The organism is Candidatus Methanoperedens sp. (assembly GCA_027460525.1).
Taxonomy (GTDB): Archaea; Halobacteriota; Methanosarcinia; order Methanosarcinales; family Methanoperedenaceae; genus Methanoperedens.
This window is the reverse complement of the sequence record JAPZAS010000009.1, coordinates 37752-54553: the sequence shown is the minus strand read 5'-3', so window position 1 is coordinate 54553 and position 16802 is coordinate 37752. Positions and strand designations below refer to the sequence as shown.

The 16802-nt window shown below is 46.6% G+C and carries 29 protein-coding genes; 3 read left to right on the top strand and 26 right to left on the bottom strand.

The features are described from left to right. Window positions 1–153: 153 nt before the first annotated feature. Both O8C68_02925 and O8C68_02920 read right to left on the bottom strand, forming a co-directional pair. Entirely contained in the window at window positions 154–687 is a 534-nt protein-coding gene (locus tag O8C68_02925; protein MCZ7394758.1) for a hypothetical protein, read from the bottom strand. A 150-nt stretch (window positions 688–837) separates the two neighbouring features. Next, window positions 838–1887 carry a DUF362 domain-containing protein gene (locus O8C68_02920; GenBank protein ID MCZ7394757.1) on the bottom strand — a complete coding sequence of 350 codons (1050 nt, stop codon included), beginning with the start codon at window positions 1885–1887 and terminating at the stop codon, window positions 838–840. A gap of 149 nt (window positions 1888–2036) precedes the next feature. On the opposite strand from O8C68_02920, the gene O8C68_02915 reads away from it, so the two are divergent. From O8C68_02915 to O8C68_02905, 3 genes are all read left to right on the top strand, one after another. Continuing rightward, window positions 2037–2231 (top strand): hypothetical protein, encoded by a 195-nt coding sequence (locus tag O8C68_02915; GenBank protein ID MCZ7394756.1) that lies wholly within the window; start codon window positions 2037–2039, stop codon window positions 2229–2231. A 49-nt stretch (window positions 2232–2280) separates the two neighbouring features. Then, a complete protein-coding gene (locus O8C68_02910; protein ID MCZ7394755.1) occupies window positions 2281–2454 on the top strand; it encodes a 4Fe-4S binding protein in 174 nt (57 codons plus the stop codon). A 100-nt stretch (window positions 2455–2554) separates the two neighbouring features. Next, the gene (locus O8C68_02905) at window positions 2555–3742 is read left to right on the top strand and encodes an NAD(P)/FAD-dependent oxidoreductase (GenBank protein ID MCZ7394754.1); all 1188 of its coding nucleotides are present in this window, start codon (window positions 2555–2557) and stop codon (window positions 3740–3742) included. An 11-nt stretch (window positions 3743–3753) separates the two neighbouring features. Here O8C68_02905 and secY read toward each other — a convergent pair whose 3' ends face one another. The 24 genes from secY to rpl3p are packed head-to-tail and all read right to left on the bottom strand — an operon-like array spanning window position 3754 to window position 16715. Next, window positions 3754–5241, bottom strand: a complete 1488-nt coding sequence (gene secY, locus O8C68_02900) for a preprotein translocase subunit SecY (GenBank protein ID MCZ7394753.1) — start codon at window positions 5239–5241, stop codon at window positions 3754–3756. A gap of 5 nt (window positions 5242–5246) precedes the next feature. Continuing rightward, a complete protein-coding gene (locus O8C68_02895; GenBank protein MCZ7394752.1) occupies window positions 5247–5696 on the bottom strand; it encodes an uL15 family ribosomal protein in 450 nt (149 codons plus the stop codon). A gap of 2 nt (window positions 5697–5698) precedes the next feature. After that, window positions 5699–6160, bottom strand: coding sequence for a 50S ribosomal protein L30 (locus tag O8C68_02890; GenBank protein ID MCZ7394751.1), 462 nt, complete (start codon window positions 6158–6160; stop codon window positions 5699–5701). Between the two features lie 3 nt (window positions 6161–6163). Further along, window positions 6164–6784 carry a 30S ribosomal protein S5 gene (locus O8C68_02885; GenBank protein MCZ7394750.1) on the bottom strand — a complete coding sequence of 207 codons (621 nt, stop codon included), beginning with the start codon at window positions 6782–6784 and terminating at the stop codon, window positions 6164–6166. Window positions 6785–6788: 4 nt separating this feature from the next. Beyond that, the gene (locus tag O8C68_02880) at window positions 6789–7307 is read right to left on the bottom strand and encodes a 50S ribosomal protein L18 (GenBank protein MCZ7394749.1); all 519 of its coding nucleotides are present in this window, start codon (window positions 7305–7307) and stop codon (window positions 6789–6791) included. 2 nt (window positions 7308–7309) lie between these two features. Next, a complete protein-coding gene (locus O8C68_02875) occupies window positions 7310–7762 on the bottom strand; it encodes a 50S ribosomal protein L19e (GenBank protein ID MCZ7394748.1) in 453 nt (150 codons plus the stop codon). A 2-nt stretch (window positions 7763–7764) separates the two neighbouring features. Then, window positions 7765–8400 carry a 50S ribosomal protein L32e gene (locus O8C68_02870; protein ID MCZ7394747.1) on the bottom strand — a complete coding sequence of 212 codons (636 nt, stop codon included), beginning with the start codon at window positions 8398–8400 and terminating at the stop codon, window positions 7765–7767. After that, window positions 8390–8929, bottom strand: a complete 540-nt coding sequence (locus tag O8C68_02865) for a 50S ribosomal protein L6 (GenBank protein MCZ7394746.1) — start codon at window positions 8927–8929, stop codon at window positions 8390–8392. Before O8C68_02865 ends, O8C68_02870 begins: the two co-directional genes overlap by 11 nt. Window positions 8930–8938: 9 nt before the next feature. Continuing rightward, on the bottom strand, window positions 8939–9331 hold the full coding sequence (locus tag O8C68_02860) for a 30S ribosomal protein S8 (GenBank protein MCZ7394745.1): 393 nt from the start codon (window positions 9329–9331) through the stop codon (window positions 8939–8941). Window positions 9332–9337: 6 nt separating this feature from the next. Next, entirely contained in the window at window positions 9338–9490 is a 153-nt protein-coding gene (locus O8C68_02855; protein ID MCZ7394744.1) for a 30S ribosomal protein S14, read from the bottom strand. Continuing rightward, window positions 9491–9988 carry a 50S ribosomal protein L5 gene (locus O8C68_02850; protein MCZ7394743.1) on the bottom strand — a complete coding sequence of 166 codons (498 nt, stop codon included), beginning with the start codon at window positions 9986–9988 and terminating at the stop codon, window positions 9491–9493. A 10-nt stretch (window positions 9989–9998) separates the two neighbouring features. Then, window positions 9999–10688: a 30S ribosomal protein S4e gene (locus O8C68_02845; GenBank protein MCZ7394742.1), complete on the bottom strand. Its 690-nt coding sequence runs from the start codon at window positions 10686–10688 to the stop codon at window positions 9999–10001. Next, window positions 10689–11030 (bottom strand): 50S ribosomal protein L24, encoded by a 342-nt coding sequence (rplX, locus tag O8C68_02840; protein MCZ7394741.1) that lies wholly within the window; start codon window positions 11028–11030, stop codon window positions 10689–10691. Window positions 11031–11037: 7 nt separating this feature from the next. After that, a complete protein-coding gene (locus tag O8C68_02835; protein MCZ7394740.1) occupies window positions 11038–11436 on the bottom strand; it encodes a 50S ribosomal protein L14 in 399 nt (132 codons plus the stop codon). Then, window positions 11433–11756: a 30S ribosomal protein S17 gene (locus O8C68_02830; GenBank protein MCZ7394739.1), complete on the bottom strand. Its 324-nt coding sequence runs from the start codon at window positions 11754–11756 to the stop codon at window positions 11433–11435. The genes O8C68_02835 and O8C68_02830 overlap by 4 nt, the downstream gene beginning before the upstream one ends. 2 nt (window positions 11757–11758) lie before the next feature. After that, window positions 11759–12070 carry a ribonuclease P protein component 1 gene (locus O8C68_02825; protein MCZ7394738.1) on the bottom strand — a complete coding sequence of 104 codons (312 nt, stop codon included), beginning with the start codon at window positions 12068–12070 and terminating at the stop codon, window positions 11759–11761. Beyond that, on the bottom strand, window positions 12067–12264 hold the full coding sequence (gene rpmC / locus O8C68_02820; protein MCZ7394737.1) for a 50S ribosomal protein L29: 198 nt from the start codon (window positions 12262–12264) through the stop codon (window positions 12067–12069). Before rpmC ends, O8C68_02825 begins: the two co-directional genes overlap by 4 nt. Next, window positions 12264–13115, bottom strand: coding sequence for a 30S ribosomal protein S3 (locus tag O8C68_02815; protein MCZ7394736.1), 852 nt, complete (start codon window positions 13113–13115; stop codon window positions 12264–12266). Before O8C68_02815 ends, rpmC begins: the two co-directional genes overlap by 1 nt. Continuing rightward, window positions 13115–13561, bottom strand: a complete 447-nt coding sequence (locus O8C68_02810) for a 50S ribosomal protein L22 (GenBank protein ID MCZ7394735.1) — start codon at window positions 13559–13561, stop codon at window positions 13115–13117. Before O8C68_02810 ends, O8C68_02815 begins: the two co-directional genes overlap by 1 nt. Window positions 13562–13565: 4 nt before the next feature. Beyond that, the gene (locus O8C68_02805) at window positions 13566–13979 is read right to left on the bottom strand and encodes a 30S ribosomal protein S19 (GenBank protein ID MCZ7394734.1); all 414 of its coding nucleotides are present in this window, start codon (window positions 13977–13979) and stop codon (window positions 13566–13568) included. Window positions 13980–13985: 6 nt separating this feature from the next. Next, window positions 13986–14696 (bottom strand): 50S ribosomal protein L2, encoded by a 711-nt coding sequence (locus O8C68_02800; protein ID MCZ7394733.1) that lies wholly within the window; start codon window positions 14694–14696, stop codon window positions 13986–13988. Between the two features lie 9 nt (window positions 14697–14705). After that, entirely contained in the window at window positions 14706–14951 is a 246-nt protein-coding gene (locus tag O8C68_02795; GenBank protein ID MCZ7394732.1) for a 50S ribosomal protein L23, read from the bottom strand. After that, entirely contained in the window at window positions 14948–15700 is a 753-nt protein-coding gene (gene rpl4p / locus O8C68_02790; protein ID MCZ7394731.1) for a 50S ribosomal protein L4, read from the bottom strand. The genes O8C68_02795 and rpl4p overlap by 4 nt, the downstream gene beginning before the upstream one ends. 4 nt (window positions 15701–15704) lie before the next feature. Continuing rightward, a complete protein-coding gene (rpl3p, locus tag O8C68_02785) occupies window positions 15705–16715 on the bottom strand; it encodes a 50S ribosomal protein L3 (GenBank protein MCZ7394730.1) in 1011 nt (336 codons plus the stop codon). Between the last annotated feature and the right edge of the window lie 87 nt (window positions 16716–16802).

Here is a 16802-nt window from a genome sequence, read left to right as displayed (position 1 = left end):
CGAAAATAATGGTTTCTCTGTTGCGTAGTGTTACTAAGATTCCTGTGTTTATTAATGTTTTGGGTTCAGAATTCGGACAAGAACCCACACAGCAATTACACCTGTTGAATAAATTAAAAAAATCAGGATAAAAAATAAAAAATGAGTTAGTAGTTAGGGTATGTTTGGCGGGCTTGAGGACAGAGTGGTATATTTTATGTAGGGGAACCCGTTGGCAACATGACAGCCATTGCAGCCGTTTATAGTATTATTGTATGCTGTCTGGAATGCCTTCCAGTCCTTCGCGTTGATGGTATTATTCAGCGGTTCAAGCCAAGTTGCTTCGAAGTTTTTAAGCATAGCAGCCCTTGCAGATCTCGTGGTCTCTCCAACTTCCTGTATCTCTCTTGCCTCTTTCAGTTGGTATGCGGCAAGCTCCCAGTTGCCATTCATAGCGGCATAATACATTGTGTAGAACCTGTTGCCATATTCAATCATCACAGTGCCAAGACCGGGCTGGATTTCAGCAATCTGGTCAAGCGTAAGACTGTTGTGAGTGGTCGGTATCGGTGTCTTATTATCAAAACCGCCTGGCGTTGGCGTTACTTGCGGAGCGGGTGCAACCTTGTAGCTTGCACTTAAAGCTGCGCCAGCTATTATTATGGCTACGATTGAAATCACAATCGGAACGATGGTTTTACTTTCCATATAGTTTACCTCCTCTTTTCAACTACATACTTTTTTGGACGTTTGTCCCAGCGAGCCCTAACGAGCCCCATCCTTACCCCTCAAGGGGCATAATACAAAGTTGAATTTATGAATATATAAGGCTTTATTGGCAAAATTATAAGGACTGGATTATATTAACTTATATTCCCTGCTACCGCATCCTATTTTCCGAGCTGCCTCGATATGTATCCATGGATTTACACCCCAAACGCTGTTTATCGACCTGCCGTTTATCTTCATCCTCTCGTTAATCAGATCTATTGTCGCAGCATCAATCGCCACAGGGTCTCTTCCTGCAAGTATCCCTATGTCTTCCACGAAGCGCTCTCCTGAAAAATTAAAGCAGTCGCATCCTGGTGTGAGGTCATAAACCCAGTTGATGTATCCAATCCTTCCCTTAAGGAATTTTATTGGCCCGAGCGCAGCTTCGCCCAGCCTTTTTTGCATTTTATCGGTGGCATCGGGTGGAGGAATGATGGCCTCCTGCTCGCAGGCATCGGCACAGGATAGCTCACCGCAGCATTTTGACTGGTCGATATCGGGCGGAGTTATGGCACCCCACGGGCATACTTCCACGCATTCGTTGCAAAGAATGCATTTTTCAGGGTCGATGGAAGGCCTGCCTACCTCATGAACCTTTATCTTACCTTTGCGGTCAAGACAGCCCATTCCAAGATGCTTCACAGCCCCTCCGAATCCCGAGCCTGGATGCCCTTTTCCATGCGATATGACTATCATCGAATCCGCCTCTGCTATGGCTGAGGCAACTGTAATGCTGTCAAGCGCCTCGCCGTTGAGCTGTATCTCTTTTCCATCGCCGCCCCTTAATCCATCTGCCACAATAAACGGGGCATTCATGCTTGCATGGGTAAAACCATTCATGGCAGCACCTTTTATGAGGTCTGCGGCGTTGAGTTTCATACCCCTGTACAATGTGGTTGTGTCTGTCACAAAAGGTATACCTCCTGCCTTTATGACAAGGTCAACCACGGTTCTCACAACCACCGGTCTTACATGGGTAGTGTTCCCGTACTCGCCTGGATGTATTTTTATTGCTACGATATCACCATCCCTTACAGGTGAAATGTGAGGAAAAATCCTCTTTATCTGCTCGGGCTGGTTATCCTCAGGCTTTGTGATTTTTGCATCTTTGAATATAATTTCATTCAAGATTATCATTCCTTGTCTTATTTAGTTGCAGATATTTATACCATTATCGATTTTGTTGGAGAGTAATCGCAATGCTTATGAACCCGATTCACATACATACCTCTATGGAAAAACGGGTTGGATCGATAGAAAAAATATGATAAAATGAAGGTTAACAGATGTTAGAAACTCCTGGAGAGAGGGTAGAGTTATTGAAGGCAGGCATCACAGGTGAAACTATAGAAAAGCTTTATGTAATGTATAATAACTTCAAAATAGTGCGAACTCCTTTGCGTATTGAGCTTGTTGAAATTGATATAAATAATAACTCCACTTCATGCCGTGAAGCATCTGCCGGGTATGCGGTAGTATAGCGGGGCTTAATAAAATTTATATGTGCTAACTGCGTTAGCAGACAAGCCTATGAGCGTCGATGTAAATCGTTATAAGTGCGGATACTGCGGAGCATGCGTGGGGGTATGCCCTGTGGGCGCGCTTGAACTTGTGGAGACCTGGATTGAAGTGGACAATACATGCACCAGTTGTGGCGTTTGTGCGAAAATATGCCCTGTGGGCGCGCTGGTGGTTGTTAAATGAAAAACTTTAGGAAAGTTTTATCAAAAACTGTTGCGTCAGTTTACACCGCACACACGTATGGCTTCGCCATACGTGGATTCATAAAGCGAGGTGTCGCTTTATGAAGAATAGGTATGATGTAATTGTCGTGGGAGCAGGACCTGCAGGTTCGATAACCGCAAAAACCGCTGCTTCGGGCGGACTTTCGGTATTGCTTATCGAAAAAAGGCAGGAGATTGGGGATCCTGTGAGATGCGCTGAAGGGGTAGGCAAAGACGCTTTGATAAAGCATATAGAACCTGACAAAAAATGGATAGCAGCCGAAGTGAAAGGTTCCATGATACTTGCACCTGACGGAACTGAGATTAAAATGTCTGAGGATGCGTCCAGTAAGAAGATCGGTTACGTTCTCGAAAGAAAAGTTTTTGACAGGGCGCTTGCCCAAAAAGCCGCTATGGCCGGAGCCGAAGTGATGGTAAAGACAAGGGCAACAGGGTTATTACGGAATAACGGAAAAGTTACAGGGATCAATGCCATGTACATGGGAGAAACGCAGGAGATAAAAGCTGATATAGTGATCGGCGCAGACGGTGTTGAATCCAAAGTTGGAAGATGGGGCGGCATAGACACATCATTAAAACCTGGTGATATCGAAACCTGCGCACAGTTTTTGGTTTCTAATATCGACGCCGGCGAATACAGTAAGTTCTTTCTGGGTGAGAAATATACGCCGGGAGGATATGTATGGATTTTCCCCAAAGGCGAAAACACGGCGAATGTGGGATTGGGAATACTTGGAAGCAAATCCGGAAATGTCAGGGCGATTTCACTCCTTCAAAGATTCATAGATAACTATATGCCGCATGCTAAAATCCTGGAAATAGTAGTTGGCGGAGTTCCTGTCAGCGGGCCGATAAAGCAGACTATAACAGATGGGCTGATGCTTGTGGGCGATGCTGCCAGGCAGTCCGACCCCCTGACTGGCGGAGGCATTACCAATGCCATGGACGCAGGGAAGATGGCGGGTGAAGTTTGCATCAGGGCAAAGGAAAACGGGGATTATTCTGTTAGGACCTTAAAGGAATATGAGGACAAATGGCGCGCTTCCATTGGAAGGGAGCTAAGTAAATCCCTGCTTGTTAAAAACCTGCTTATTAAACTCACGGATGAGCAGTTAAATCAGCTTGCACATTCGCTCAATGGTATAGATGTCAGCGGGATGGAACTATCCTCGTTACTGCTTGTTTTATTCAAGAAAAATCCAAAGCTGCTGTGGGAACTCAGGACGTTGTTTAATCCCCGCATTTAAATGCGGGGTCTTTATTCCTTCCCGAAGAAGCTTCTCATCATGGGATGCATCTCCATCATCTGCTGGCTTGCTATGTCCTCATACAGCCTGTACATGATGCTCACCGTAAGCAACAAGCCCGTGCCGCCCGCCCCTCCAAGAGTGCCAAGAAGGCTGGCTATGAGCGTGAGCAGACCTATGAATGCGCCGCCAATTACCGTTACCTTTGGGATATACCGCTGCATCACCCTCTCCAGAGTCCCGCTGCTTCTGCGATATCCTGGTATCTGCATCCCGGATTTTTGGATTTTTTCAGCCACGCTCTTTGCCCCCATGCCGGTTGTCTCAATCCAGAAGAGAGCAAATATAATGCCGCCTATTATGAGCAGGAAAGCATCGGTTGCAACATGAAGCACGATCTGCCAGAAAGCAGGAGCTGGAACCCCCAGGCTTGTGAACTGGGATGAGACGAGTGAGGGTATCCAGTTGCTGGGGCCCTGGATAGGAGAGAGATAATACATAAGACCCGACACAGGCGTATTCTGCTTGAACTCTCCCAATATCATAACGCCTCTGCTTGAAAGAAGAAGCCCTATCATCTGGATATTTGCCTGCAGGGCTCTTACCAGAATCATGGGCAAAACACTGGCATAGATAAGCTTGACAGGAAAGCGCCCGCGAGCTCCCCTGACAGCGGCATGAGCCAGCGGTATTTCGATCCGTGTACTCTCAGCATAAACCACCATCAGGTATATGATCACAGTGCTGAACAATGCTAGAATACCGCCCTGTATCAGCAAAAATAGTATTCCATTACTGCTCAGGATATAGTCCAGCCCTGGTATAGGTGAGGAAGGACCAGCCAGATAAATCCATTTTGGGATAAGCCCTATCGGCAACCCTGTCTGATCACTTTTCCAGTTGAATATGCCTGTGACAATCTGCTGCGACACCCCGGCAATAATGAACAGACCCACACCTGAGCCTATGCCCCACTTGGAGACAATCTCATCCATATAGAGAATCAGAATGCCCCCGATACAGATCTGTATGAACAAGAACAGGGTTATCACGCTCACAGACACGCCAAGCTGCGCAGCCAATCCAGCGTCGGGGCGCATATAGCCGCCAAGAATCTGCGGCAGCGCCTCAAGTGCTACCATCACAAAGACAAGAAGCTTCTGCAAACCCTGGAAAATAGCCTGCTGGTGGGGGTTGGAGAGATCCATTTTAATGACATTCGCACCCACAAGTAACTGCAGCACAATCGAAGCCGTTACTATCGGTCCTATTCCAAGAACCATGATCGAACCCGAAGCACCGGCGAAGAAAGCACGGTAGAGTGCAAAAAGGTCTATCGAGCTTTTATCCAGCCCGAATAGAGGGACATTCGCCAGAGCGAAATAAAGAACCAATATTCCAAGCGTCCATCCCAGCTTTTTCTTGAAATGTACATGTCCTTCAGGTCGCGAGACTGCAGGCAGGCGGTTCAGCAGTGGTGCAAGACTTTCAAAAGCCATATTGATTACTCAGGTTCAGGCGTCTCTATCCGGGCTATTGCCTTCCCTTTGGCATCCTCGATTTTCTTCTTGGCTGACGAGGAAAACTCATTTGCTGTGATATAGAGGGATTTAGTCACTTTTCCGCTGCCCAGCACTTTTTCGATACCGATATTTTCAAGTTCGATGTGGAAAGCATCGTTCTTCTTTTCCGCAAAGCCATCTATTACTAATTGTTCTATGGCTTCATCGAGCTCTCCTACGTTGACTATGACCTTATCTGCCATTGTGGATAATGGTCTCTTGAATCCATGCTTTCCAAAGCTCAAACCCCGCTGCATTGCCCTGACGAAGTGATGCTTGCATGTTCCGGCATTCCCTCTGCCTCCGCGGCTTCCTCCGCCTCTTCTATTCTTATGCGTTCCTCCGCCGCACGTTCTCGAACCCCTGAATTTCTTAGTCTTCTCTTTTGCCATAATTACCTCATCTTTATTAGCAGGGTATTTATTTCAGTGCCGTGGTCTCCGAGGTCCCCTCCTTCCTGGAAAGATCTTTTGGTGCCTTTAAGACCCTTCCTTGCAGGGTGCAGCCTGAAAATAGGCTTCAGTTTAGGAACCTCGCTCAGAGAAAGTTTCCCTTCGCAAACCGCTTTTGCAAGTTCTTCAAACGATTTGAATTTGGTGTTTTTGCTCAGGTATTCCTCGGTCAATGTTTTCCCGCCTTCAAGCTTCCCTCTATTTTCCAGCATCTGCGCAAGGGTTTGGGGATTAATTATGCCCCATGCAATGTAATCTTTTGCTTTATGAATCATACCCTTGTAATTTGGAGTTTCCGGCAAAATCGTACAGTGGTTTATCCTGTCAAGGTGCATCATGCTCAGTGTATCCCTGATGTCCTGCCGTGTCTTCACGCCTCCGCGTAGCCTGACTGCTGCGTACATTTTTCACACCTTCATCGTAGTGGTTTTCATAAGTGCATCAAAAGTCGCCTTCGCAAAATTGATGGTCGTCCTCGTCTCACCGTATACTTTTGTCCAGACATCCTTTATGCCGGCAATTTCCAGTACTTTTTTCGCGGTTCCGCCGGAAGCCAGCCCCAACCCGCGGGGCGCAGGTCTGAGTTCTATCACCACGCTCCCTGCTTTACCTTTCACCTCAAAGGGCACCGTATGCCCAAGACCGCAGCCGCATTCCCATGACCCGCAACCTCGTTTGACAGCTATTATATTCATCTTGGCAGCATCAATCGCCTTTCTAATAGCCACGCCAACCTGAACGTCCTTGCCCTCTCCGATGCCGATAAAACCATCGCCGTTGCCTACTATTACCGTGGCCCTGAATTTTACCCTTCTTCCTGAGTCAGTCATTCTCTGAACCATATTGATATCCAGAACTTCATCACGTATCTCAGGAAGTAATGCGTCCACGATCTGGTACTCTCTGATCGGCAGTCCTGATGCAAGGGCTTCACCCATGGTAGTTACCTGTCCTTCCCTGACCAGTTTACCCAGTCTTGTCTGGGGAACCCATTCCCCTGCTTCTTCTTTGAATCCTGTTTCTCTCATGCTATCACCTGAACTCGCCCTGGATCTTCTGCACAACTCCCTCGAATTGCTCTGATACGTTGGTTTTCCTGTATTTGTCTATATGCTTGCCCGTAATCCTGTCTTCCGAAGGGAATATCTCGGGTTCGTGGGGCACGTCAAGACCGGCATCCACAGCTCCTTTTAAAGCCGCAAATAACCTTCCGCCGCGTGTTGTATGATATAACCCGACATCAAGTATTGCCTCTTTCTGTCCGGTTTTCCTTGCACGGTATCCAAGCAATAATCCTGCAAGGTACGCGGATGTTATATTTCCCGTCCCACCCGTATACCCGTATTTCTTTAAATCCTGAGTATTTGCAGAAACAAGGGTTTTATCGCCTGCGTCTGCGAGAACTATTATCTGTACCATTGTGTTTTTTAAACTCTTTCTGATTACAAGCCTGGGCTTTTTGGAAATGAGCAGTTGTTTTCTTGCCCTGTAGTCGGTCTTACCGCTTCTCACCCTTCTGAATTTAACCCTGTATCTTGGTCCTGTTGCCATTTTTAAGCCACCTTACCTTTTTGCTGCTCGACATGTGCGTCTAAATGCGCCCTGCTTCTGTATTCCCCGCCTTTTGCTTTCCGGTACAATTTTCTGTATGTGGATTTATCAATGGTATTATTACCTTTCATTTCCTTGAGCCTTTTTCGCAGCGCCCGGATTCTTTTCATCCACATCTCCTTTTTGGGTCTCCTTGCACCTTTTGCCCCGCTTCTTGACCCGTGCCCCTTCCTGTGTCCATAAGCGCGCGCCTCATGGAACTTGCGTGCTCTTCCGCGGCTGATTCCTTGGATCTCCTTTTTCTCCACCTTTCCTTCCTCGATCAATTTACGGATATCCTCGCGTGTTAAGGCACCGGCTATATCCTTGGAGGCTTCAGGGTCAAGCCATACGCGATGCACCCCTATGTCCATAACTTCAGCAGCGAGTCGCTTCTGATTTGCCAGGTCTGTCATAATTATTCTTCCCTCCTTGTGGGGTTTAAAACTTTCAATCCTAATTCAGAGGCTCTCGTTTCTATCAGGCCGCGTTTTCTTGACCCCACGGTATGGGCAATCCGGGCAGCCTGTCTTCCAGCTTTGAGAGCTTCAAGCTCTTTAATATTATTCACCACAACCTCCTCGAACCCGGAAGGATGAAGTCCTTTCACAAGCGAGGGACTGCCGTAACCTGCCTCTACAAGCGGAGTTTTTCCGTGAAGCGAATACCGCGTCTTGTTATGGATGCCGTCGGGTCTTCTCCAGTAATCTGCAAGCTTCTTTTTCTTGTGTGAATCTGTCTGCCTGAAGTGCGGCTTCTTGCTTTTCTGTTTTTTCCTTATCTCAAGAAGCCTCTTAGTCTCGGCATCTATGGTAATAGTAATCTCTGGTGTTTCTTTTTCAATCGGCTTTTCTTCCTCAACAACCATTTCGCCAGCAGAGGTTTTAATCTTGTTTGCAAGTTTCTTACCTATTCCTTTGATACTTGCAATTTCATCCATGCTTGCCTTTTTTACCGAATTTATATCTTTAAATCCAGCATCATAGAGCAACTTCGCCTTTGCCTTGCCGACACCATCCAGGGTCGTGAGCTGTTCGATGGCTTCATCTTCCATGTTGTTCACCTCGTTCCACAAGGTAAACTCCATCCTGGAATACCCTTGGGTCAAATCGCCGGATTTTAGTAGCCGTCCTGATATTGGCTGCGGTCTGTCCGACATCTTCCTTATTCATGCCGGAAATAATAACCTGGTCACCTTTTATTGCCACATTGGTATTACCCAGGATACTGGCTTTCCTTGCCTTCTTTTCACCAAGGAAATTGCTTACCAGGACATGGTTTCCTTCTGCTTTTAATTGTATCGGAAAGTGCGAATAAACTACTTTCATTTTATACTCGTATCCGTTGGTTACACCTGTAATCATATTTTTTAAGTGGGATTCAAACGTGCCCAGCATTGCAAGCTGTTCCCTTCTTGGGACATTTGTTTCCACAACAATTTCCGAATCAACTTTCTTGATTGCGATTCCAGGGTACCAGAGATCTCTTTTAAGCTCTCCCTGCGGACCAGAGATTGAAACATTCATCTTATCGATAGTAACGTTCACTCCTTCCGGAATTGCAATAGTTCTCTTGGTTTCCATAACATTCACCTAATAAACATAAGCAAGCAACTGCCCGCCCAGTCCGTTCTCTCTGGCTTCATTATGGGTCATAACGCCGTCCGGCGTGGTCAGGATAATGGAGCCAAAGCCCCTTGCGGGCAGGAAGCGCTTTTCCCATTTCTCAAATTCGGTATTCTTGACAGCGTGACGGGGTCTTATTATTCCGCATTTGTTGATTTTTCCTTTAAGCTTTACCTTGAACAAACCGGATTTTCCATCGTCGACAAATTCGAATTCGCCGATATATCCTTTATCCTTCATAACCTTGAGCACGCTTCCTGTGAGTTTTGAAGCGGGCTTGATAGTACATTCTGGTTTGCCTATACTTTCTGCATTTTTTATTATTGACAATGCATCTGCGAGTGGATCCAATAACATTATAGTCACCTACGTATATTTCTCAAAGCCCATGTCATAGGCAATTTCACGGAAGCACTGCCTGCAGAGGTATATGCCGTACTTCCGGACAAGTCCCTGTTTCCTTCCACAGCGTTTGCAGGTATTGGCACCTCTTCCGAATTTTTTCTTACTCCGTTCCATTTAAATTACCTCCACGCCGTACTTCTCTTTTAAAAAAGAAATCGCCTCTTCTTTTTTCAATCTGTGGTTTTGCGGTATTTTATGTCTCTCGATTTTCCGGGCGCCTATCCTGTATCCCGGACGTTTCAATGCCACATTAATATCCATTCCATAGATGCCTATAGAGGGATCGTATTTCATCCCTGGGAAATCCGTGTGTTCCTCGATCCCGAATGAAAAATTCCCGTTTTCATCGAACTGGGACGCATTCAGTTTGTTATCTATGATTTTCAATGTAGTTTTAAGGAACTCGCCGGCTTTATTTCCCCTGAGCGTCACCTTGCATCCAATAGGTTCTTTTTTCTTTATCGAGAATGTTGGCAATGTTTTCTTTGCAATCGCTCTTACGGGCTTTTGCCTGGCAATAGCCTCGAGCAATTTTTCCGCAGTTGTCAAGCGCTCGCCGCTTTCTCCTGTCCCTATGTGAACCGTGACTTTAGCTACAGAAGGCGTTCTCATTTTGTCCATTTCATATCACCTTGATTTCAGGGGCGGATTCGCCTATAACAAACACATAATTTTCAATGGTCTCAAATTCCCCTTCATTGGATATTGCTACCATGTTTGTCCCAGAACCCCTGACTTTGCGGATTTGTTTTATCTTTCCAATCTCACCTGAATGTTCTCCTCCCACAACCATTGCAAGATTTCCTGGCTTATATGCTATGTGTTTCGCAATCTCGCGGTTTTCTCCCAGAAGGACGGTATCAAAAGTCTTGTAATCATTGGACGCCAGGATATTGCTTCCGTCATGCAGGTTGAGCTGCACCGTTCCTTTTTTCACAATAGTTTTGTTGTTGATTCTGCACAGCTTCATGGCGCCAGCATCTTCTTTATACAGTTTGAACCTGTTCTGTTTATCCAGAAGGACGCGATAATATTCGTTGGTTGCAGGAATTGATACTATATCGAAAAGACCGATAATGTATTTATAATCAGTTCTTGCTTTGCCGTCAACGAAAATAGTCCCTTCGTTAATTATTCGTCTGGCTTCCCTGCTGTTGTTCGCGAGTTTGAGCATGTCACGGACAACCACAAGCAGTGGAATCCCGGTTTCCTTCGAATGAGGTCCCGCATTGGCTCCAACCACCCAGTGATGCGTCTTTCTCGTAATCGGCCATGATGTTGGTGCTGCCACTCTTTTCTGATGTCTTCCCATTTAATCACCTAAGCGCTTTTCATCTTTGAGTTCTAATTTGGTTATCATTACGTTTGAGGGTTGTATCGGTCTTGGAACTTCTGTGCCATCCGCTTTTGTAACACTCACGCCATCAACCGTGATGGTCATCTTTTTAAGATTAATACCTGCTACCTTGCCATCCTTGCCTTTATGGTCTCCGCGTAATACTTTAACGGTATCGCCCGTACGCAGGGGTATGCTTTTCACCCCATGTTTTTCACGAAGTTCAGGGCTCAGCATTGCGCCCATGAGTTTATGTCTCATGTGGAGCGGCGCCTGGTATCTGGATTTTCTCTGTTTTCTTGGCTGCGTTGATGTCATGCTCCACCTACACTATAATCGAGGCTGCGGAGGATATCTTTGAATACCGCTCAGCGGCTTCCCTGGCAACCGGTCCTTTTATTTCCGTGCCCTTCGGCACCCCTTCGTCATCCACTATCACACATGCGTTATCCTCGAATGAAACTCTCATCCCATCGGGTCGCCTGAATTCCTTTTTCTGGCGTATTATAACCGCTTTGAACATCTGTTTTCTCATTTCCGGAGTTCCTCTCTTTACACTCACTATAAGAGTATCCCCGATACCTGCTCTGGGGTACCTGTTCCTGACCCCGCGATAATTCAATACCGAAATCACTTCAACCACTCTTGCGCCTGTGTTGTCTGCGCATTCCATTCTCGTAGCTGTGTTAATGGCGCGCGGGATTTTTGCTTTCAATCCCCTCATTTTCTCACCTCTATAATTACATACGATTTTGTCTTGCTCAAGGGGCGGCATTCAGCGATCGTTACGTTATCGCCCTGTTTTGCGCTCAGGCATGGAGGGTTATGGGCATGCACCTTGGTTTTTCTCTTCTCGTATCGCTCATATTTTGCAATCTTTTTCACAAATGTTCTCTGCACCACAACAGTCTTATCCATCTTATCGCTCACCACGACTCCGCTGAGAACCTGTCCTCGTACCGGGAGTATGCCATGAAATGGACAATTGGGATCGGTGCATTCTTTCGCTGGAGGTTGAACATCCAGCCCGATATCACGTGTCATTATTATACCTTCCTGAATTTTTTCTTGAATTTTGTCTGGATTCTGTTTTCGGGTTGCGAGAGCAATAATCTTCCATCGACTTTGATTCTTAACGGCAAGTAACGTTTACCGTTAAAATATGGAATTGTAAACATAAACGATGAACTGGATTTCGGGACTTTTTTCTCCCCGGCATTTTCTATTACCAGCATATTTTTCGTTTCATCCACTATCCTTCCCTCTATTCCCACGAGAGAGCTATTTGTGCTGTCCACTACCTTTGTATCAAGACCTATGAGTTCATGGTGTATGATATTATGTGGCGTCAGCTTCATTTCGGCTCCTTTTGGATAGTTTTTATCCTGGCGACAGTTTTCCTTATTTCCTTAATACGCCCCGGGTTTTCAGGGGCGCCGCCAGCCGAAGCAATGGCTCGCTCGCGGATTAACTCAAGTTTGAGCTTGTCCAGTTCTTCCAGCCGCTCATTAGGATTCATCTTTCTTATTTCATCCGCCCGAAGTATTGCCATTACTTCTCCTCCTTTTTATGAAGGCGTGAAGCAGGATGCCAGTAATCGTATTCCGGATGCTTGTGTTCCATGACATCGCCGTGCATCCGCTCTTCGACGTTGGCAGCACGAGTTTCCTCTGGTAAAGTTTCTTTCGGAGCCTCAGGCACAGGTATAGCTTCTGGTTTTACTTCTTTTGGAGCTGGAGCAGCCTTCACAATTTCGGGAATGCCGGCTGGTTTCTTTTCTGCAGCGCCCTGCGGAACCTGCGCAGCTGCTATCTGGATGGTTTTGAATCTTCCCGGAAGTTTAACAGTGGGTCTGATCAGCCGCACACGGCAACCGATAACTCCCAGTTTTTTAATCGCGATGGCAAATCCGTTATCTACCAGTTCCATGGCAGGGTTGCCGGCATGGAGCATATTACCTCCCACGAACTTCTCGGTCTTTTTTCTGGGACCCGTGAGCTTGCCTGCGATATCAATCTCGCATCCAAGTGCCCCGGATTCCAGTATCCTTCGAAGCATGTTATGACCGGCTTTGCGGAAGTATAGCCCTCGTTCTATGGCTCCTGCAAGGCGGGACGCCATCATCTGCGCATTCAGTTCAGGAACTTTTTCTTCCTGAACATCTATCTGGGGATTGTCCACGCGGAAGATGGTTTCAAGGTCATGGGTAAGCTTGTGTATGGTCTTGCCGCCTTTTCCGATTATCATGCCCGGTTTTTCGGCGACTATAGTGACCTGGGTGCCCATGGGGGTTCTATTGATGTTCATGCCACCGTAACCAGCCCTTTCCAGTTGTTTGGAAAAGTATTCCTCCATCTGAGCCTTATCAAGACCGTTCTTAACGAATTTTCTTTCTACTCCCATTATTGCGCCTCCACTACCATTTCGACGCTGACCGTTTCATGCATCTTTGGCGTTGCCCTTCCCTGCGCCCTGGGAAATGACCCCCTGAAAGAATGACCTTTCTTTGTCCCGATTTGAGTAATCCTGAGGTTTTCAGAATCAAGCCCTTTGTATGTGGCGTTGCTCTCGGCATTTTTCAATACCTTGAGGAACTCCTTTGCTGCCTTCTGCGGGTACCGCCCTGTGCACATCCCTTTTCTGTGAGGAACGTTTCTTGTGTATCTCTTATAAGGCACAGCCTGCTTCAGCGCTGCCACATCCTCAAGGAATCCTCTTGCAGTCTTGAGTTTCATGCCGTTTATTGCTCTTGCTATCTCATACGCATGCTTTTTTGAAATATGAAGTTCCTTGCCCATAGCCTTTGAAGTTTTTTCAGCATCGGGTTCGATTGAATAATTTAATTTCATGGTATCACTTCAATGGAATGAATTTGCTCGATCGTGTAGCTCCTATCCCTGCTGCGCCGTGTGAAACCTTCTTGCGCGTAAGAACGAACTCACCGAAATAATGACCCAGCATTTCGGGTATTATCTCAACGGGTGTAAACTCCTTGCCGCTGTGGATTGCGATTTTCAAGCCTACCATTTCAGGAAGTACTATCATATCACGAAGATGCGTCCTGATACCTTGGTCTTTGATCTTGACTTTGTGCAGCAACTTCTTATGGTCCTCTGATAACCCGCGCTGCATGGTGCGGCGCTGTCTTGCTGGGACAAGCAGTGCGAACTCATCGAGGGTTAACTTCCTGAGTTCCTCTAATGACTTACCTCTGAATGTGAATTCTCCCTTCCTTTTAGGTATTTTTGATGATTCTTTTCTTGCCATGTATTATCACTTCTTTCCTGTCCTTCTTGCGGCAATAGAGCCCACTTTCCGCCCCGGCGGCGTGCCTCTTGCCACGGTCTTGGGTCTGCCCGGATGCTGGCGTCCGCCACCACCGAAGGGATGGTCAACCACGTTCATCGCCACTCCTCTTGACCTTGGCCATTTGGTGGCTCTCACTTTCATCCTGTGGAATTTCTTGCCCGCTTTCACAAAAGGTTTCTCTGTACGCCCGCCCCCTGTTACTACGCCTATTATAGCCCTGCATTTCGGATTGAGCCATTTCATCTCGCCGCTCGGTAATTGCACAATCGTCTTACCCACATCATGAGCCACGAGAATCCCGTACATCCCTGAAGCCCGTGCAAATTTTCCGCCATCACCGGGCTGCGACTCGATATTGCATATCGGTACACCCTCAGGGATTTCTGCAAGCACCAGGGTATTGCCTGGCTCTACAGGCGCGGAAATGCCACATTGTATGATCTGGTTGACTTCCACGCCTTCTGGAATAAGCATCAAACGTTCCTCTCCATTGCTGAAGGATATTCGTGCAATAGGAGCTGAGCGCGCAGTATCATGGATGATTTCAAGTACTTTTCCTGTGACAATTCCTTCCTCTACCTTCAGGTGCTCAAGGTTTGCCTTGAATTTATGAGAAGGTGCCTTATATGTAGGAGAACCTTTTCCCCTGCTTTGAGAAATAATTCTATGTCCCATTTTCTCACCTTAAAATATTCCTAACCTCGAGGCTAATTCAGTTGCTGTGTTGGGTTCCTCAAATGTTACGGTGGCTTTCTTTTTTCCTTTCGACGTAAGCATCGTATTAACCTTCAACACCTTCACTTTATAGAGTGCCTCAATTTCCTTTTTCACTTTATCTTTAGTATCGCTGACATCAATTATGAACTGGAGAACATTATTTTTTTCAGCCATGAGCGTGGCTTTTTCTGTGACGTATGGATGCTGGATCATTGCATTGCCACCTCGAGTTTTGCTATTGCAGATTCGGTAAAAATCGTTAAACGGCCCGCATGCGTTCCAGGGGCTAATAATTCAGCGTTGAGCTGGTCTAAGATAACAATATCCACACCTGCAAGATTGCGCGCAGCCTTAATCAGTCCCTTATCCTCGGCAGCGACGATCAGAATGCTCTTTGTATTCTTGTATCTCCTGCCCCTGAGCTTGCCTTTTCCTGCTCTTATCGTTGTATCTTTTGCCCTCTCGATATCATCCCATACATGAGCTGCCTCCATAAACGACTTTACATCCTTTGTCTTTGTAAGGCCAGAAAGTTCATCCACTGCAATCAAAGGCAATTGCGCTGAGAACATATGCCCTCTTTTCTTGACCAATTCTAAATTCCCTGTCGCAGCAATGGCAGATTTAATGGCTTTTTTTCGCTCTTTGTCGTTGATCTTTTCTGTCCTGTCCTTCTCAGGTTTCGGGGGATGGGCTTCTCTTCCTTTGACTGCCTGGGGTATTCTGGCAGACTTGCTGCTGTTCTTAAGTCTTGCCACTCTTGAAACGCCTCTTCCAGGTCCCCATCCTTCGGCTGAGGTCCGTAAGCCCGCATACATGTGCGGACCATAGGGCTGCTGCCGGTTTGCCTGAGCAGCAAGCACAGCTTTCTTTATGAGATCCGGACGGTAAGGCTCATCGAACAGATTCGTAGTGATTTTCTTTGCAGTATTTCCTGATAAATCGATTATGTTTAAGTCCATGGAATCACCCTTGTTTTGACTCAAGGCTTATATACGTTATCTCCGGGGTGAGCGCCTGTGCTTTATTTGGTCTGATAGCAGGTCGCATGCGTACCAGTCTTTTAGCTGGACCCGGAACGCTTCCCTTGACAATAATATAATCATTCCTGATAATACCGTAGTTCAAAAACCCGCCTTCGGGTGTCACAGTCTTGCTGTCCTTACCGATCTGCACGATTCGCTTATTGAATTCAGTCCTCTGATGATAGCCTGTCTGCCCCAACTGCGGCACTCTCCAGCTTACGTGCGAGGGATGCCAGGCTCCGAGTGTGCCGATCTCCCTCACGCTGCCCGCTCTTGAGTGCTTTGCTTTCTGAAGCTGTATTCCCCAGCGCTTTACCGGTCCCTGCAATCCTTTTCCTGTGGTTATGGCAAGAACATCTATGATATCGCCGTTTTTGAATACGTCGCTTATGTTGACGTTTTTGCCAAGAAGGTTCTTGGCGTACTCAAAACGTGCTTTTAAATCAGTGCCTCCAATATTGTTTTCCATGATTTCAGGTTTTTTCCTGGGGATGCCTGTTACCTTTTCAGGCAGTGTGTACATTATAACCCTCAAATCCTTTGCCATGCCGTCCTTGATTAGCTGCTCGATTTTCAAAAGTGCTGCAGGCAGGTCGTGTTTCTTTGGAACCGTGATTGCACGGTTGAGTTCTTTATCAAGCTCGGTTGTCCATGCTTCAGCTATAGCAACGGCTCCATAAGTGGTGTTTTTGTAAACCCGTATTGCTGCAACCTTCATTGCAGGAACTTCCATAATGGTTACTGGTACTGAAATTTCCATCCCGGTTGTCAAGCTGTTTGGGGCTTCATCTCTTACAATGAGATGCGTCATGCCGGCTTTATAACCTGCAAATCCTAATAGCCTGGGCTCTTTTGAGAGAGGCCACGCTCTCACACGGGGGATTTCGCTTCTTGCTCTTATCCGCGGGCTGTATGCAATTGACCCGCGCCTTGGTCTGTGGGGGTGTGACATTGTTCCTCCTTGATAATATGTAATACGTTGGAGTTGCAAGTTGCAAACTTTGCAAATATGCCTTCACAAAATAGATTTTGACTTACA

What these genes read in the sequence shown, in the direction of transcription:
- O8C68_02865 (MCZ7394746.1), bottom strand. Translation starts at nt 8,929, where the DNA reads ATGGAAACCAAGAGAACTATTGCAATTCCGGAAGGAGTGAACGTTACT.
- O8C68_02850 (MCZ7394743.1), bottom strand. Translation starts at nt 9,988, where the DNA reads ATGAGAACGCCTTCTGTAGCTAAAGTCACGGTTCACATAGGGACAGGA.
- O8C68_02800 (MCZ7394733.1), bottom strand. Translation starts at nt 14,696, where the DNA reads ATGGGACATAGAATTATTTCTCAAAGCAGGGGAAAAGGTTCTCCTACA.
- O8C68_02810 (MCZ7394735.1), bottom strand. Translation starts at nt 13,561, where the DNA reads ATGAAATTAAATTATTCAATCGAACCCGATGCTGAAAAAACTTCAAAG.
- O8C68_02795 (MCZ7394732.1), bottom strand. Translation starts at nt 14,951, where the DNA reads ATGATCCAGCATCCATACGTCACAGAAAAAGCCACGCTCATGGCTGAA.
- O8C68_02830 (MCZ7394739.1), bottom strand. Translation starts at nt 11,756, where the DNA reads ATGACACGTGATATCGGGCTGGATGTTCAACCTCCAGCGAAAGAATGC.
- O8C68_02815 (MCZ7394736.1), bottom strand. Translation starts at nt 13,115, where the DNA reads ATGGGAGTAGAAAGAAAATTCGTTAAGAACGGTCTTGATAAGGCTCAG.
- O8C68_02890 (MCZ7394751.1), bottom strand. Translation starts at nt 6,160, where the DNA reads ATGTACGCAGCAGTCAGGCTACGCGGAGGCGTGAAGACACGGCAGGAC.
- O8C68_02845 (MCZ7394742.1), bottom strand. Translation starts at nt 10,688, where the DNA reads ATGGGAAGACATCAGAAAAGAGTGGCAGCACCAACATCATGGCCGATT.
- O8C68_02825 (MCZ7394738.1), bottom strand. Translation starts at nt 12,070, where the DNA reads ATGAAGCTGACGCCACATAATATCATACACCATGAACTCATAGGTCTT.
- O8C68_02835 (MCZ7394740.1), bottom strand. Translation starts at nt 11,436, where the DNA reads ATGAGGGGATTGAAAGCAAAAATCCCGCGCGCCATTAACACAGCTACG.
- O8C68_02885 (MCZ7394750.1), bottom strand. Translation starts at nt 6,784, where the DNA reads ATGAGAGAAACAGGATTCAAAGAAGAAGCAGGGGAATGGGTTCCCCAG.
- rpl3p (MCZ7394730.1), bottom strand. Translation starts at nt 16,715, where the DNA reads ATGTCACACCCCCACAGACCAAGGCGCGGGTCAATTGCATACAGCCCG.
- rplX (MCZ7394741.1), bottom strand. Translation starts at nt 11,030, where the DNA reads ATGACATCAACGCAGCCAAGAAAACAGAGAAAATCCAGATACCAGGCG.
- O8C68_02920 (MCZ7394757.1), bottom strand. Translation starts at nt 1,887, where the DNA reads ATGATAATCTTGAATGAAATTATATTCAAAGATGCAAAAATCACAAAG.
- O8C68_02895 (MCZ7394752.1), bottom strand. Translation starts at nt 5,696, where the DNA reads ATGGCAAAAGAGAAGACTAAGAAATTCAGGGGTTCGAGAACGTGCGGC.
- O8C68_02915 (MCZ7394756.1), top strand. Translation starts at nt 2,037, where the DNA reads ATGTTAGAAACTCCTGGAGAGAGGGTAGAGTTATTGAAGGCAGGCATC.
- O8C68_02925 (MCZ7394758.1), bottom strand. Translation starts at nt 687, where the DNA reads ATGGAAAGTAAAACCATCGTTCCGATTGTGATTTCAATCGTAGCCATA.
- secY (MCZ7394753.1), bottom strand. Translation starts at nt 5,241, where the DNA reads ATGGCTTTTGAAAGTCTTGCACCACTGCTGAACCGCCTGCCTGCAGTC.
- O8C68_02855 (MCZ7394744.1), bottom strand. Translation starts at nt 9,490, where the DNA reads ATGGAACGGAGTAAGAAAAAATTCGGAAGAGGTGCCAATACCTGCAAA.
- O8C68_02875 (MCZ7394748.1), bottom strand. Translation starts at nt 7,762, where the DNA reads ATGACAGACCTGGCAAATCAGAAGCGACTCGCTGCTGAAGTTATGGAC.
- O8C68_02870 (MCZ7394747.1), bottom strand. Translation starts at nt 8,400, where the DNA reads ATGGAAGATGAAGCCATCGAACAGCTCACGACCCTGGATGGTGTCGGC.
- O8C68_02905 (MCZ7394754.1), top strand. Translation starts at nt 2,555, where the DNA reads ATGAAGAATAGGTATGATGTAATTGTCGTGGGAGCAGGACCTGCAGGT.
- rpmC (MCZ7394737.1), bottom strand. Translation starts at nt 12,264, where the DNA reads ATGGCAATACTTCGGGCGGATGAAATAAGAAAGATGAATCCTAATGAG.
- O8C68_02910 (MCZ7394755.1), top strand. Translation starts at nt 2,281, where the DNA reads ATGAGCGTCGATGTAAATCGTTATAAGTGCGGATACTGCGGAGCATGC.
- O8C68_02805 (MCZ7394734.1), bottom strand. Translation starts at nt 13,979, where the DNA reads ATGGCAAGAAAAGAATCATCAAAAATACCTAAAAGGAAGGGAGAATTC.
- O8C68_02880 (MCZ7394749.1), bottom strand. Translation starts at nt 7,307, where the DNA reads ATGGCAACAGGACCAAGATACAGGGTTAAATTCAGAAGGGTGAGAAGC.
- rpl4p (MCZ7394731.1), bottom strand. Translation starts at nt 15,700, where the DNA reads ATGGACTTAAACATAATCGATTTATCAGGAAATACTGCAAAGAAAATC.